Annotated in this window: 14 protein-coding genes, 2 tRNA genes and 1 pseudogene; 12 read left to right on the forward strand and 5 right to left on the reverse strand. The window is 70.7% G+C overall.

From position 1 onward, the window contains the following. Together ACZ5XZ_RS11935 and ACZ5XZ_RS11940 are read left to right on the forward strand one after the other, a co-directional pair. Positions 1 to 228 (forward strand): annotated as a pseudogene (locus ACZ5XZ_RS11935) (hypothetical protein); the annotation flags it as partial. Between the two features lie 68 nt (positions 229 to 296). Then, positions 297 to 452, forward strand: coding sequence for a hypothetical protein (locus tag ACZ5XZ_RS11940; protein WP_384428953.1), 156 nt, complete (start codon positions 297 to 299; stop codon positions 450 to 452). Positions 453 to 488: 36 nt separating this feature from the next. Here the strand turns inward: ACZ5XZ_RS11940 and ACZ5XZ_RS11945 are convergent, their stop codons facing one another. Together ACZ5XZ_RS11945 and ACZ5XZ_RS11950 are read right to left on the reverse strand one after the other, a co-directional pair. Further along, complete coding sequence (locus ACZ5XZ_RS11945; RefSeq protein WP_468976774.1) at positions 489 to 1,055, reverse strand: CGNR zinc finger domain-containing protein; 567 nt, start codon at positions 1,053 to 1,055, stop codon at positions 489 to 491. 246 nt (positions 1,056 to 1,301) lie between these two features. Beyond that, entirely contained in the window at positions 1,302 to 1,715 is a 414-nt protein-coding gene (locus tag ACZ5XZ_RS11950; RefSeq protein ID WP_003959770.1) for an SsgA family sporulation/cell division regulator, read from the reverse strand. Between the two features lie 189 nt (positions 1,716 to 1,904). Between ACZ5XZ_RS11950 and ACZ5XZ_RS11955 the strand changes: the two genes are divergently transcribed. The 4 genes from ACZ5XZ_RS11955 (at position 1,905) to ACZ5XZ_RS11970 (ending at position 3,187) form a co-directional block, all read left to right on the forward strand. Then, on the forward strand, positions 1,905 to 2,336 hold the full coding sequence (locus ACZ5XZ_RS11955; RefSeq protein WP_468976777.1) for a TIGR02611 family protein: 432 nt from the start codon (positions 1,905 to 1,907) through the stop codon (positions 2,334 to 2,336). Positions 2,337 to 2,426: 90 nt separating this feature from the next. Then, positions 2,427 to 2,498: transfer RNA gene (locus tag ACZ5XZ_RS11960), tRNA-Val, on the forward strand. Between the two features lie 84 nt (positions 2,499 to 2,582). Then, positions 2,583 to 3,044, forward strand: coding sequence for an SRPBCC family protein (locus ACZ5XZ_RS11965; RefSeq protein WP_468976779.1), 462 nt, complete (start codon positions 2,583 to 2,585; stop codon positions 3,042 to 3,044). 71 nt (positions 3,045 to 3,115) lie between these two features. After that, positions 3,116 to 3,187, forward strand: a tRNA-Val gene (locus ACZ5XZ_RS11970). Between the two features lie 121 nt (positions 3,188 to 3,308). Here the strand turns inward: ACZ5XZ_RS11970 and ACZ5XZ_RS11975 are convergent. Beyond that, a complete protein-coding gene (locus ACZ5XZ_RS11975) occupies positions 3,309 to 4,034 on the reverse strand; it encodes an exonuclease domain-containing protein (protein ID WP_468977045.1) in 726 nt (241 codons plus the stop codon). A gap of 211 nt (positions 4,035 to 4,245) precedes the next feature. Here ACZ5XZ_RS11975 and ACZ5XZ_RS11980 point away from each other — a divergent pair, with 211 nt between their 5' ends. The 3 genes from ACZ5XZ_RS11980 to thrS all read left to right on the forward strand — a co-directional run bounded on the left by ACZ5XZ_RS11980 (position 4,246) and on the right by thrS (position 8,087). Further along, complete coding sequence (locus ACZ5XZ_RS11980; RefSeq protein ID WP_384428968.1) at positions 4,246 to 4,812, forward strand: DUF4365 domain-containing protein; 567 nt, start codon at positions 4,246 to 4,248, stop codon at positions 4,810 to 4,812. Continuing rightward, on the forward strand, positions 4,812 to 6,002 hold the full coding sequence (locus tag ACZ5XZ_RS11985; RefSeq protein WP_468976782.1) for a hypothetical protein: 1,191 nt from the start codon (positions 4,812 to 4,814) through the stop codon (positions 6,000 to 6,002). Before ACZ5XZ_RS11980 ends, ACZ5XZ_RS11985 begins: the two co-directional genes overlap by 1 nt. A gap of 105 nt (positions 6,003 to 6,107) precedes the next feature. Beyond that, positions 6,108 to 8,087, forward strand: a complete 1,980-nt coding sequence (thrS, locus tag ACZ5XZ_RS11990; protein ID WP_468976784.1) for a threonine--tRNA ligase — start codon at positions 6,108 to 6,110, stop codon at positions 8,085 to 8,087. Between the two features lie 54 nt (positions 8,088 to 8,141). On the opposite strand, the gene ACZ5XZ_RS11995 is transcribed toward thrS, so the two are convergent. Beyond that, positions 8,142 to 8,783 carry a potassium channel family protein gene (locus ACZ5XZ_RS11995; RefSeq protein WP_468976787.1) on the reverse strand — a complete coding sequence of 214 codons (642 nt, stop codon included), beginning with the start codon at positions 8,781 to 8,783 and terminating at the stop codon, positions 8,142 to 8,144. Positions 8,784 to 8,850: 67 nt separating this feature from the next. On the opposite strand from ACZ5XZ_RS11995, the gene ACZ5XZ_RS12000 reads away from it, so the two are divergent. The 3 genes from ACZ5XZ_RS12000 to ACZ5XZ_RS12010 all read left to right on the forward strand — a co-directional run bounded on the left by ACZ5XZ_RS12000 (position 8,851) and on the right by ACZ5XZ_RS12010 (position 11,530). After that, positions 8,851 to 9,408, forward strand: coding sequence for an HIT family protein (locus ACZ5XZ_RS12000; protein WP_468976788.1), 558 nt, complete (start codon positions 8,851 to 8,853; stop codon positions 9,406 to 9,408). Positions 9,409 to 9,521: 113 nt separating this feature from the next. Further along, positions 9,522 to 10,316, forward strand: coding sequence for a polysaccharide deacetylase family protein (locus ACZ5XZ_RS12005; protein WP_468976791.1), 795 nt, complete (start codon positions 9,522 to 9,524; stop codon positions 10,314 to 10,316). Next, complete coding sequence (locus ACZ5XZ_RS12010; RefSeq protein WP_468976793.1) at positions 10,316 to 11,530, forward strand: YncE family protein; 1,215 nt, start codon at positions 10,316 to 10,318, stop codon at positions 11,528 to 11,530. Before ACZ5XZ_RS12005 ends, ACZ5XZ_RS12010 begins: the two co-directional genes overlap by 1 nt. Before the next feature lie 89 nt (positions 11,531 to 11,619). Here the strand turns inward: ACZ5XZ_RS12010 and ACZ5XZ_RS12015 are convergent, their stop codons facing one another. Beyond that, positions 11,620 to 13,299 carry a hypothetical protein gene (locus ACZ5XZ_RS12015; RefSeq protein WP_468976797.1) on the reverse strand — a complete coding sequence of 560 codons (1,680 nt, stop codon included), beginning with the start codon at positions 13,297 to 13,299 and terminating at the stop codon, positions 11,620 to 11,622. Positions 13,300 to 13,302: the final 3 nt, after the last annotated feature.

Below are 13,302 nucleotides of genomic sequence, written 5' to 3' on the forward strand. Positions count from 1 at the left end.
TTTGGGCGGCGGGGGGGGGGGGGGGTGGGGGGGGGGGGGGGGGGGGGAAAGAGGGCCCCCCCCCCCCCCCCCCCCCCCAAGCCGGACGCGGTGGCGCCCGCCGCCTCCGTACCGTCCCTCGGCGCCGGGCGGGGGGCCGCCAAGGGGAAGGCTCCGCAGGGTGGGGACAGTGCACCCAAGGATGACTTCTCGGACATCGAAGCGATCCTGAAAAAGCACGGGATCTGATGAACTACCGCTGCTGAGACGCTGATTGGGCGTAGTCAGACGATCATCTGCGTCATGATGCGCGCGAGATGAACGATGAGTGCGCCCTCGCCCAAGACGACGCCCCGTCCGCCGAACCGCGCGGTTGCCTGTTCGCGCTGTCCCAGCCGCCGCTGATGCTCTTCCTCGCCGTCATCGGCTTCCTGCTCCTTCTCGGCGCCGTACACGACCTCTTCATCCTGTGAGGCCGGCCGTGCCCCGCCGCCCGATCCCGGCGTTACTCAGCCCGCCGCCTCCCGTCGCCGCGCCCGGTAGGCCGCGACATGCAGGCGGTTTCCGCAGGTGCGGCTGTCGCAGTAGCGCCGGGAGCGGTTGCGGGAGAGATCGACGAAGGTGTGCCGGCAGTCCGGCGCCTCGCAGTACCGCAGCCGCTCGCGCTCTCCGGCGACGACGATGAAGGCCAGCGCCATCCCGCCGTCCGCGGCCAGATGGTCGGCGACCGACGCGTCCGGCGCGAAGTAGTGGACATGCCAGTCGTACCCGTCGTGGTCGGTCAGCTGTGGTGTGGTGCCCGCCGAGGCGACCAGCGCGTTGAGCCGCTCGGCCGCGGTGCGGTCGTCCTCGGCCGCGAAGACCTCGGCGAACCGCGCCCGGACCGCCCGTACGGCCGCCAGATCGCCGGGGCCCAGGGCGCCCACCCCGCTGACGTCGTTGCGCCGGACGAAGTCCTCCAGGCCCGCCAGGTCGGTCAGGCTGTCCGGCGCGCCGGGCGCCTCGCCCTCCGGGGCGGTGTTGAGCAGGTCGACGACCGCGTCCAGCGCGCACCGGGTGTCATGGGTGATCATCACGGTTCCGCTCCCTGGCCGCCTGAGGCCGGACGGGTGCCGCCCGGTGCCGTTGCCGAATGGTCGCCGACTCTAGCGTCTGGAACAAGCTCCACAGCGCCTGGAACAAGCTCCAGCGTCGCCTCCGCGGTGGGCCCGCGGCGACGACGCCGAAGTGTGCCGTATGAACTTGTCGGTCCTGCGCCGTCTCCCCGAGTCGGACGGTCGCAAGTGTGAGCGGGTGAGTGCTTTCGGTTACCTCTCCGCGTCTCAGCTCTCCGCCAGGATGTGGGAGAGCTCGGTGTCGAGATCGAAATGCCGGTGCTCCGTACCGGGCGGTACGGCGGCATCGGTCCTTTTGAGGAACGACTCGAGGGCCCGTGCGGGCGCCTCCAGCAGTGCTTCGCCTTCCGGGGAGCTCAGGGCGATGCAGACAACGCCCTGCCCGTGACTCCGGGACGGCCATACGCGGACGTCTCCGGTGCCGGTGGGCCGGTGCAGACCTTCGGCGAGGAGGTCGCGGGCGAAAACCCACTCGACGGTCTCCTCGGCTCCGGTGTGGAAGGTGGCATGCACGGCATAGGGATCGGCCGTGTCATACCGCAGGCCCGCGGGTACAGGCAGTGAGGACTCGCTCGACACAACGAGGCGCAGGTGCAGCTCGCAGCTGACCGTGGTGTTCATAAGCGCCAGGGCCTTTCGCTCAGTGTGCGCTCGGGGATTCGCACGTCGGCGAAATCGACATGCCACCTACGGTGCCGTTGTAAACCCCTCTGACGGTTTTGAGTGGTTTCAGGTACCTCTTACGGCGGATTGCGAGATCGTCCCCGGCGGTAATTCCGCGGAGTGATCCCGTCCGGTAAGTTTGGGAGTATGAATACGCAGAGTAACGGGGGGCCGGGAGTCGTCGAGGAGGATGCCGTGCCGGCCGAGCAACCACTCGGATCGCGAGCGCCGCACTTCATCAAGCGCTCCCGGCCGCTGCACGTGAGCTGGCAGGTCGGGGTCTTCGTCGTCGGTCTCGCGGTGGTCGTGGGCGGCGTGATCATGCTGCCGCTGCCCGGCCCCGGCTGGCTGGTGATCTTCGGCGGTATGGCGATCTGGGCGACGGAATTCGTCTGGGCGCAGCTGGTGCTGCGGTGGACCAAGCGAAAGGTCACCGAAGCGGCCCAGAAGGCGCTCGACCCCAAGGTGCGGCGCCGCAACATCATTCTCACCACCATCGGCGTGGTGATCATCGCGGCGGCGCTCGCGGTCTATGTGTGGAAGTTCGGCTTCGCGATGCCCTGGAACGTCTCCGAGTGACCTGGCGCCGATGCGGCCGCGCTGCGCCGAGGCGGCCCGGGTCATGGTCATGAGTGCCCGCCGACGTGGGGTAATGTTGGCGGTGCGCCCGGGCGATTAGCTCAGTGGGAGAGCGCTTCGTTCACACCGAAGAGGTCACTGGTTCGAACCCAGTATCGCCCACCCCGGACGACGGCCCGGAGACTTCCAAGTCTCCGGGCCGTCGCAGTTGTTGGGCGCGCGCGGCCGCTGGCGCACACTGGTCCCATGCCCGACTGGTCGCGCCGGCTGCACCACTACCGCTTTCGCAGCGTATGGCTGCTCGACGCCCCGCCGGCGGTCGTCTACGCCGCCCTGGCGCACGCCGAGGCCTACCCCCGGTGGTGGCCGCAGGTCCGCGAGGTGACCGCGCTCGACGACCGCAGCGGCACCGCCCGGTTCAGATCGCTGCTGCCGTACGACCTGAAGGTCACCGCGACCGAGCGGGTGCGGGACCCGGAGGCGGGGCTGCTGGAGATCGCGATGCGGGGGGACCTGGAGGGCTGGGCCCGCTGGACGGTCGGGCCCGCGGGCGGCGGCACCCGGGCCGTGTTCGATCAGGACGTCGAGGTCCGCAAGCCGCTGCTGCGGCGGTGCGCGCTGGTGGGGCGCCCGCTGTTCGTGGCCAATCACGCGCTGATGATGCGGGCCGGACGGCGGGGGCTGGCCGCCCGGCTGGCCCGCGGCTGACAGGAATTTGATGGAAGGCCCGGACGACCTGTATTGTTCAGGTCGTTCGCGAGGGAAACCTCGCCGCATCCGGGCGATTAGCTCAGTGGGAGAGCGCTTCGTTCACACCGAAGAGGTCACTGGTTCGAACCCAGTATCGCCCACCGGATCAAGAACCGGGCCACCAAGAGGTGGCCCGGTTTTTTGCTGGCGGAATGCCGCGGCCGGAATTCCCGTCCGGTGGTGGGTCTTTGCCGGGCGGAGCGCGGAATTCCTGATGTGTAATCAGGCGGCGGCCGGGAGTTCGGGACGCAGCGGCCAATGCGGATCGACCGCCTCGAAGCTGCCGGTGCGGGCGAACCACGCCTGCAGCCCCCGGGCCTGGGCGGCGTGCCAGACCGCCTGGCGGGTGTGCAGCTCCGCCGGGTGCAGGCCCTCCAGCCGGTCGGCGAAGCGGTGGCCCAGGGCGCGTACGACGCGCAGTGCGGCCAGCGCGTCGGCGGCCGCCTCGTGCGCATCGGTCAGCTCGACCTCGTAGTGCGCGCACAGATCCGTGAGCGTGCGGCGGCCCTTGCGGTAGCGGTCCAGGTGTTTGTCGAGGACACGGGGGTCGAGGACGCACAGCGGATGCGCGCCCAGATAGGCGTTGAGCGAGCTGGCGCGGTGCCGCTTCAACTCGCGCTCCAGAAGGGTCAGATCGAAGGGGGCGTTCATCACCACCAGCGGGCGGCCGGCCACCGACTGCGCGGCCAGGGCGCGTGCGACCTCCTCCAGCACCGGCGCCGGCCAGCGGCCGTGCAGGGCGAGATGGTCGGCCGTCAGCCCGTGCACCGCCGTCGCGGCTTCCGGGATCTCGACGCCGGGGTTGATCAGCCAGCGGGTGGTGCGGGGCGTCGAGCGCGGGGTCTCCTGGACCACCAGGGCCGCGGAGACGATGCGGTCCTGCTCGACATCGATGCCCGTCGTCTCGGTGTCGAAGGCGGCGAGCGGACCGTCATACCAGCACGGCATCATCCCAACTCCTCGTGCTTGTACGGGGGATGGCATCGCATACCACCCGAGCTGGTGATACCCGAGCCGCCCGGTGGTCGAACCGTCGTTGTTTGCGGACCACTTGACGCGGAGACAACCAAAGGGACGGGCCGCGCGATCCGCCGCTTCCCCGTCATCCCAGACGCATCGACCGCGGGGGTGTTCCCCCCAGCCCGGAAGGCCCTGAGCGATGACGCTCGCGCAGCCCGAACCGGGCGGGCTGCTGCCCCAGCGGACCACACCGCAGCGCGGCGGACTCGCCACCACTGCCTGCATGGAGACCCTCCAGGTGGGCTATCTGCACGCGGTCGCCGCCGCCTCCGGATGCTCGCTGGCGCAGCCCTTCCCGGACAACGGAATCGACTGGCACGTCAGCCATGGCGCGCCGGGCCACACCGTCGACGACGAGGTCACCATCAAGGTGCAGCTCAAATGCACCTACCAGACCGCCCCGCGCCCACCGGGGCCGACCTTCGCCTTCACGCTCGACAACGACCACCTGGCCAAGCTCGCCCGCACGCCCGTATCGGTGCACAAGATCCTTGTCGTGATGCTGGTCCCACGGACCCAGCAGGACTGGCTGCGGGCCTCCCACGACCGTCTCGAACTGCGGCACTGCTGCTACTGGACAAACCTGGCCGGTCATCCGGTGACCGGCCGGCGCAGGACCACTGTGCGGATCCCGACCACGCGGATCTTCGACGACCGAGCGCTCTGCGAGATCATGACGCGGGTCGGGGCGGGAGGGAGACCCTGATGTACCGGCCGACCGATGAACCCGACGCGCGGCTGTTGGATCCCGCGCTGCTCGACCCGGCGGTGCTCAGCGCGCTGCTGGCCCGGCACGGCTGGCGCCGCCGGGGCGCCGCCGCCGGCCATTACGCCCGGTGGACGCCGCCCGGCGGGAGGGGCGGCACCAGCCTGCTGGTGCCGCACGACCGTCGTTTCCCCGACAGCGCGGAGCTGCTCGCCGAGGCGCTGGCGGCGCTGGCGCAGAGCGCCGCACCCTCCGCACGCGAGGTGCTGGTGGGGCTGGCGGTGCCCAGCGACGAGGTGCGCTGGGAGCGCGAGGTCCCCGAGGGCGGCTCGGGTGCCGCGTACTGGGTGGCCCAGGAGCAGCTGCGCGGCGCCGCCCGCTCGATGCTGGTCGCCGGGGCGCTGGGCACGTACGGCAGGGCCGGCTTCTACGGCGCCCGGCACAAGCGGCAGGCCGAGGGGTTCCTGGGCGAGGTGCTGGTCGGCCCGGCGGCCGGCGGGCGCCGGCTGACCGCGTTCGTCCCGGTGCGCGGCGGGCGCGGGGCGGTCGCCGGGCTGCAGCGGGCCCTGCACGCGGCCCGCGACGCCACCGACTACCAGCGCGCCACCGGCGGCATGGAGGCCTTCGACGCGGCCGTCGAGCTGGGCGTCTGCCATGAGCTGGCCCAGGCGCTGATCGCGCTGGTCCGCGATGCGGAGGGGGTGCGGATCGCGGTCGAGTGGTCACCGGCCGCCGGCGCCCCGGCCGGCTGCGCGGCTCGCCCCGAGCCGGTGGAGTTCTCGCCCGGCGACCTGCCCGCGCTCCAGCAGGCGGCCCAGCGCTATGTGCGCGACGAGCCGTCGCTGCCGGTACGGGTGACCGGCGCGGTGGTACGGCTGCGCAGGGAGCGGCCCGGGGGGCCCGGCACGGTGCGGCTGCGGGTGATCACCGGCGCCGACGTGGGACAGGTGCGGGTCTCGCTGGGGGAGGAGGACTACCGGATCGCCGGGCACGCCCACCTGGTGGGACTGCCGATCAGGGTCAGCGGGCGGCTGGAGAGCCGGGGCGGCTTCCGCCGGATCACCGGCGGCCGCGACGTCACGCCCGTACAGGTCGACGAGGCGGAGCGGGACCGCCTGCTGAAGTCGCTGCAGGAGAATCTCGACTTCTTCGAGGAGGCGTGCGGCGGGCCGCTGGACGACACGCCCTGACAAAGCCGCCCGCGGAATCCGTTTCGCGGTCGGGACCACCGGCTCGGTACGATTCGGCTGCGCAGCAATCGCTGTCGTGAAAGAGACATGAGTCAGGAGAGACCGGTGTCAGACGTCCGTGTGACCGTCCAACGCGATTCCGAGCGGGAAGAACGCGTGGTGACCACGGGCACTACGGCCGCCGACCTCTTCCAGGGCGAGCGCAGTGTCGTCGCCGCGCGGGTGGCCGGGGAGCTGAAGGACCTGGCGTACGAGGTCGCCGAGGGCGACGAGGTCGAGCCCGTCGACATCACCTCCGAGGACGGCCTGAACATCCTGCGGCACTCCACCGCGCATGTGATGGCCCAGGCCGTGCAGCAGCTGTTCCCGGACGCGAAGCTCGGCATCGGCCCGCCCATCAAGGACGGCTTCTACTACGACTTCGACGTCGAGACCCCCTTCCACCCGGACGATCTCAAGCGCATCGAGAAGAAGATGCAGGAGATCCAGAAGCGCGGGCAGAAGTTCGCCCGCCGCGCGGTCAGCGACGACGCCGCGCGCGAGGAGCTGGCGAACGAGCCGTACAAGCTCGAACTGATCGGGCTGAAGGGTTCCGCCGCGGACGCCGCCGAGGGCGCCTCCGCCGAGGTCGGCGCCGGCGAGCTGACCATCTACGACAACCTCGACGCCAAGACCGGCGACCTGTGCTGGAAGGACCTGTGCCGCGGTCCGCACCTGCCCAGCACCCGCGCCATCCCGGCCTTCAAGCTGATGCGCTCGGCCGCCGCGTACTGGCGGGGCAGCGAGAAGAACAAGCAGCTGCAGCGGATCTACGGCACCGCCTGGCCGACCAAGGACGAGCTCAAGGCGCATCTGGACTTCCTCGCCGAGGCCGAGAAGCGTGACCACCGCAAGCTCGGTGCCGAGCTCGACCTGTTCTCCATCCCGGAGATCCTCGGCTCGGGCCTGGCCGTCTTCCACCCCAAGGGCGGCGTCATCCGCCGGGTGATGGAGGACTACGCCCGCCGGCGGCACGAGGAGGCGGGCTACGAGTTCGTCAACACCCCGCACATCTCCAAGCAGAAGCTCTTCGAGGTCTCGGGCCATCTGCCGAGCTACGCGGACGCGATGTTCCCGCCCGTGCAGTTCGAGGGCCAGGACTACCGCCTCAAGGCGATGAACTGCCCGATGCACAACCTGATCTTCCAGGCGCGCGGCCGCTCGTACCGCGAACTGCCGCTGCGGCTCTTCGAGTTCGGCACGGTCTACCGCTACGAGAAGTCCGGCGTGGTGCACGGCCTGACCCGGGCCCGCGGCTTCACCCAGGACGACTCGCACATCTACTGCACCAAGGAGCAGATGCATGACGAGCTGGACTCGCTGCTGACCTTCGTGCTGGACCTGCTGCGCGACTACGGCCTCAGCGACTTCTACCTGGAGCTGTCCACCCGCGACGACTCCGAGAAGTTCATCGGTGAGCCCGAGGAGTGGGCGGAGGCCACCGAGACGCTGCGCGAGGCCGCCGAGAAGCAGGGCCTGGAGCTGGTCATGGACCCGGGCGGCGCCGCGTACTACGGTCCCAAGATCTCCGTGCAGGCCAAGGACGCCATCGGCCGTACCTGGCAGATGTCGACCATCCAGGTCGACTTCCAGCAGCCCAAGCGCTTCGAGCTGGAGTACACCTCCGCGGACGGCTCCAAGCAGCGGCCGGTCATGATCCACCGTGCGCTGTTCGGTTCGATCGAGCGGTTCTTCGCGGTGCTGCTGGAGCACTACGCGGGGGCGTTCCCGGCGTGGCTGGCCCCGGTGCAGGCGACCTGCATCCCGATCGGCGACGCGCACGTTCCGTACCTGGAGGAGTTCGCCGCGCAGGCGAAGGCCAAGGGGCTGCGGATCGAGGTCGACTCCTCGTCGGACCGGATGCAGAAGAAGATCAGGAACGCGCAGAAGAGCAAGGTGCCGTTCATGGTCATCGCCGGTGACGAGGACATGGCGGCCGGGGCGGTGTCCTTCCGCTACCGCGACGGGTCGCAGAAGAACGGGATCCCGCGCGACGAGGCGATCGCCGAGATCCTCGACGTGGTGGAGCGCCGTCTGCAGGTGTGACGCCGGTTTCCGTGACGTGCGGCCCCGGGGAGCGATCGGCTCCCCGGGGCCCCGTCATGTCTCGCCCTCCACCCGGAAGCGCCGCACCAGCCATGACGAGAACGAGCCCACCACCGCTCCCACCAGGGCGACGCCGACGAACATCAGCGCCACTCCGGCCAGCCGGCCGCGCGGGGTGACGGGTGTGGCGTCGCCGTACCCGGTGGTCGTCAGGGTCGAGCAGGCCCACCAGACCGAGTCGCCGTAGGTCGTGATGGTCGAGTGCGGGGCCAGGCGCTCGTCGTGGTAGACGGCCAGGCTCGCGGCGAAGCCCAGCAGCAGCGAGGTCAGACCGGCGTAGGTCATCACGCGGGCTTCGAGGGCGAGCCGTGGGTGGTCCCTGCGGCGCTGCATCCGGTCGTGCGTCTCGACGAGCCGCAGCGGCCGCAGCAGCGGCAGCACGGTCACGATCAGGTCCAGCCACCGGGTGCGGACGAAGCGCCGGCGGTGCTCGCTGAGCAGCAACCGGGCCAGGTATTCCACGACGAAGCCGCCCCAGGTCACGACGGTGACCAGGCCCCAAAAGGCCTGCCAGCCGGGGGAGAGGTCCAAGATCAGGACCCGGATCGCGTAGGAGACGAGGAAGAGCAGCGAGGCGATCGCGAGGTACGGCTCCGCCCGCTCCTCCCACTCCCGCAACCGCGCTTCCCTGTCCATCGCCACAGCATCGCGGAGTGTCCGGTGCTGTGCGCCCCAACGACACGCTGCCAATGGACGAAGCCATATGCTGGCCCGTATGACAAGCGAGCCGGAGCAGCAGATCGGAGTCGGGACGCAGGACGCCTTCCAGCGCCTGTGGACGCCCCACCGGATGGCCTACATCCAGGGCGAGAACAAACCGAGCGGCCCGGGGGCCGACGACGGCTGCCCGTTCTGCACCATCCCCGCGAAGTCGGACGAGGACGGCCTCGTGATCGCGCGCGGTGAGCATGTCTACGCGGTGCTGAACCTCTACCCGTACAACGGGGGCCACCTCATGGTCGTCCCGTTCCGGCACGTCGCCGACTACACCGAGCTGGACGGCCCGGAGACCGCCGAGCTGGCCGAGTTCACCAAGCGGGCGATGACCGCGCTGCGCACCGCGTCCGGGGCGCACGGCTTCAACATCGGGATGAACCAGGGCACGGTCGCCGGCGCCGGCATCGCGGCCCATCTCCACCAGCACGTCGTCCCGCGCTGGGGCGGGGACACCAACTTCATGCCGGTGGTCGGCCACACCAAGGTGCTGCCCCAACTCCTCGCCGACACCCGGGTGATGCTCGCCGCGGCCTGGCCCGCGTAGGCGGCTCGGGCCGTCGTCCGGGGCGGCGTCCCGGACGACGCTCGGTACGACACGTACGCGGGTGAATCGGGCATATCGCCCTAATTCGGATTAGTTGCCTCTCTAATGGGGTGGTGACTTCACTGGATCGTCGCTCCGTGCTGCGCGCGGCCGCCTCGGCCGCGGGAGCCGGTGCGCTGGTGGCGGGCTGCGCCCCGGACCGGGCCGCGGACCCCGGCGCCGCACGGGCCGCCGGCGGGCCGGACCCTTCCGGGGCCGGGCGGCGCCCGCCCGTCCCCGCCGCCCGGCGGCCCACCCGGGTACCCGGCCTGGGCGCACAGATCGAGCACGGGCCGCGCGACGGGCATGCCGTCGCGCTGACCTTCCACGGCGCGGGCGATCCCCGGCTGGCCACCGCCCTGCTCGGCCTCGCCGAGCAGGGCGGCGCCAAGGTCACCGTGCTCGCCGTCGGCGACTGGCTCGACGAGCAGCCCGCGATGGCCCGCCGCATCCTCGACGGCGGCCATGAGCTGGGCAACCACACCATGCACCACCGCGCGATCTGCGCCCTGCCGGCCGCCGAGGCGTACGCCGAGATCGCCCGCTGCGCCGACCGGCTGCGCACCCTCACCGGCACCATCGGCAGCTGGTTCCGCCCCTCGCAGACCCGGCGGGCCACCGCACTGGTGACCTCGCTGGCCCGCAAGGCCGGCTATCCGCATGTCCTGTCCTACGACGTGGACTCCCTCGACGCGAACGACCCCGGTGCCCCGGCCGTCCGGCGCACGGTCCTGGACTCGGTCGGGCCGGGCTCGGTCGTGAGCCTCCACCTGGGGCACGCCGGCACGGTGGCCGCGCTGCCCTCCATCCTCGACGGCCTCCGCCGGCGCGGTCTGCGCGCGGTGACGACAACGGAGCTAGTGACCTGATGGCTGACCGGAACCGTACCGATTCCCCGACCCGCTCGCTGAGCCGGGGCCTTCGCCACCGGGCGGCCGCGCTGCTCGCCGCGGCCTGTGCGCTGGTGGCGGCGGGCTGCAGCGACGGCGGGACCAAGCCCGCCGCGCCAAGCCCCCCGCCGGTCGAACGCGCACCGGTCAAGGCCGCCAAACCGGGCCTGCCCGGGATGCCGCCGCCGCTCGACGAGCACGACCTGTACGCCGCGGACCGCCCGGGCAAGCTGGCGCCGCAGGTCAAGGGCTACCCGTCGCGGATCTATGTGCCCAACACCGGGTCCGACACCGTCAGCGTCATCGACCCGAAGACGTACAAGGTCATGGAGACCATCCCGGTCGGCGTCCAGCCGCAGCACGTCGTGCCGTCCTGGGACATGAAGACGCTCTGGGTCAACAACAACCGGGGGCACGACCTCACTCCGATCGACCCCGCCACCGGCAAGGCCGGCAAGCGCGTCAAGGTCCACGACCCGTACAACCTGTACTTCACGCCCAACGGGAAGTACGCCGTGGTGATGGCCTCCATGGACCGGCAGCTGGTCTTCCGCGACCCGCACAGCATGGAGATCCGCAAGACCGTCCCGGTCCGCTGCGCCGGCGTCAACCACGCCGACTTCTCGCCGGACGGCAAGTACTTCATCGTCTCCTGCGAGTTCTCCGGCGAGCTGCTGAAGGTCGACACGGAGAAGATGAAGGTCATCGGCCAGGAGAAGCTGCCGTTCGAGGGCGCCATGCCGCAGGACGTGAAGATCTCCCCGGACGGCAGGACCTGGTACGTCGCCGACATGATGGCCGACGGCATCTGGGTGCTCAACGGCGACACCTTCGACCGGCCCAGGCTGATGCCGACCGGCAAGGGCGCCCACGGCCTCTACGTCAGCCGCGACTCGAAGACCATGTACATCTCCAACCGCGGCGAGGGCTCGATCTCCCTGCTCGACTTCAAGACCGGCGAACTCGCCGGCAAGTGGCACATCCGCGGCGGCGGCAGCCCCGACATGGGCGGGCTGTCCACCGACGGCAAGGTCCTGTGGCTCTCCGGCCGCTACCACTCCGAGGTCTACGCACTGGACACCCGCACCGGCAAGACCCTGGCCAAGATCCCGGTCGGCCAGGGCCCGCACGGCCTCGCGGTCTACCCGCAGCCGGGGCGCTACTCCCTGGGGCACACCGGGATCTTCCGCTAGGGCCTCACCCATCGGACAGGCCCTGGGGGACATACACCTGGGGCCCGCCCGGCGGACAGTGCCGGACGGGCCCCAGGAGCCGAGGACCGCTACGCGTTGTACTCGTCGACCTTGTGCGGTTCCACGCCCTGGACCATGCCGCTGAGCACCAGGGAGCGGTTGGTGAAGCGCTCGGTGTCCACGCCGTTGTCCTTCAGGACGGTCATCGCGGCGGCGTGGACCGTGCGCAGGACCGGCGTCGCGGCGCGCAGCGCGTCATCGGCCATGAAGCGGTGCCGCCAGGGCTTGTCGGCCCAGACGTGCCGCAGACCGAACGGCTCGGGGAGCGTCAGCTTGCCGCCGAGGAAGTCCAGGATCGGCGGGAACCAGGTCAGCGGGGCCCGGGCGGCGAGCCGGACCACCTCCTGCGGCTCGATCAGCGGAAGCGTCTGGGTCTTGGTCTCCCAGAACTTGACGACCTTGGCGACGTCCTTGGTCTTGGGCTCCGGCTTGGTCGTGAACAGGCCGTTGACCGGGCCGAGGGCATGGCCGGTCACCTCGATGCGCAGCGTCTCGTGCAGCACCGTGACGGTGATCATCAGGGTGATCACCAACTGGCCGTCCCACAGGACGAACTGGACGCCGAGGTAGTGGCGGTTGCCGCTGCCGAACTGCTGGTCGTTGCAGATCCGCTCTATTTCGTGGCCGCGGATCTGGTACGCCTCGACATGCGTGCCCTCCGGACGGCTGACGGCGGCGGCCTTCTCGCCGACCGGCGAGACGATCCAGTGGCGGACGGAGGGAGTCGGGAAGCCGCCGGTGTGCAGCGGGCTGCGCTCCAGCAGCCGCAACTTGTCGTGGATCGCACGGATCACGTCCCAGCTGCGGAACGGGTTGATCTCCGTGCCCTCCTGCGCCGGCCTGAGCTCCTCCGCCAGCTGCCAGCTGCCCCAGCGGGTGCCCATGCCGAGTATGCCCTTGGGGCCGGCGTAGAAGACGACATTGCTGTTCTGCTCGGCGGTGACCTTGGCCAGATTCTGCCGGAGGGTCTCGGCGGCGGTCTCGTTCGGGTCCTGCGGCACCGCCTCGGGGATCTTGGCGGCCACCCCGCCGCCCTCCAGCAGCCCCTTCCACGCCTCCCGCATCGCCACCGCGGTCTTCTCGCAGATCTGCTTGGCCAGCCACCAGCCGACCACCGGGGCGACGACCATGGCCCGGGCGTACATCGGCCAGAAGCCGTTCATCGGCAGCTTGATCATGAAGACCAGGCCGACGCCGGCGAGCACGGTCAGCAGCACCGCGCCGAGCAGCGAGACACCCTTGCCCTCGCCGTCCTTGGAGAGCATCTTGCGCAGCTGGAAGACGCCCAGCCACAGCAGCACACCGGGCAGGAACAGCAGCCCGAACAGCACCATCAGCAGCGTCAGTTTGCTGTCGCGCTGCTTGCGGACGCGGGTGGCCGACAGACAGTGCTCGACGATGGTCTGCGGCTCGACCCCGAACGACTGGATGAGCGCCTTGCGGCCGCCGCCGAGCATCCGCACCTGCACGGCGCGTGAGTACGCCTCGCCGAGGTTGGGCGCGAACAGCGACAGCTTCGGCTTCTTGATCTCGGACTTGCCCGAGTCGGAGTCCGCCTTGGAGATGTCGGCCAGCGGGCTGTCCCGATAGGCGGCCGAGGCCAGCGCCTGGGTCGCCGCCGTCTGCCCGGCGCTCCCCGAGAGCGGCACCTGCGCCCCTGGGCTGAAGTCGAACCCGTCTGCCACTACCGCCCCCCACACCGCTCGCATCCG

It is taken from the genome of Streptomyces sp. NPDC033270 (assembly GCF_055576575.1).

Bases quoted from the DNA above. Each gene is read 5' to 3' on its own strand.
- ACZ5XZ_RS11965 (WP_468976779.1), top strand. From the start codon at position 2,583: ATGCCCGACTGGTCGCGCCGGCTGCACCACTACCGCTTTCGCAGCGTA.
- ACZ5XZ_RS11950 (WP_003959770.1), bottom strand. From the start codon at position 1,715: ATGAACACCACGGTCAGCTGCGAGCTGCACCTGCGCCTCGTTGTGTCG.
- ACZ5XZ_RS11985 (WP_468976782.1), top strand. From the start codon at position 4,812: ATGTACCGGCCGACCGATGAACCCGACGCGCGGCTGTTGGATCCCGCG.
- ACZ5XZ_RS12015 (WP_468976797.1), bottom strand. From the start codon at position 13,299: ATGCGAGCGGTGTGGGGGGCGGTAGTGGCAGACGGGTTCGACTTCAGC.
- ACZ5XZ_RS11955 (WP_468976777.1), top strand. From the start codon at position 1,905: ATGAATACGCAGAGTAACGGGGGGCCGGGAGTCGTCGAGGAGGATGCC.
- ACZ5XZ_RS12010 (WP_468976793.1), top strand. From the start codon at position 10,316: ATGGCTGACCGGAACCGTACCGATTCCCCGACCCGCTCGCTGAGCCGG.
- ACZ5XZ_RS12000 (WP_468976788.1), top strand. From the start codon at position 8,851: ATGCTGGCCCGTATGACAAGCGAGCCGGAGCAGCAGATCGGAGTCGGG.
- ACZ5XZ_RS11940 (WP_384428953.1), top strand. From the start codon at position 297: ATGAACGATGAGTGCGCCCTCGCCCAAGACGACGCCCCGTCCGCCGAA.
- ACZ5XZ_RS11995 (WP_468976787.1), bottom strand. From the start codon at position 8,783: ATGGACAGGGAAGCGCGGTTGCGGGAGTGGGAGGAGCGGGCGGAGCCG.
- ACZ5XZ_RS11975 (WP_468977045.1), bottom strand. From the start codon at position 4,034: ATGCCGTGCTGGTATGACGGTCCGCTCGCCGCCTTCGACACCGAGACG.
- ACZ5XZ_RS11980 (WP_384428968.1), top strand. From the start codon at position 4,246: ATGACGCTCGCGCAGCCCGAACCGGGCGGGCTGCTGCCCCAGCGGACC.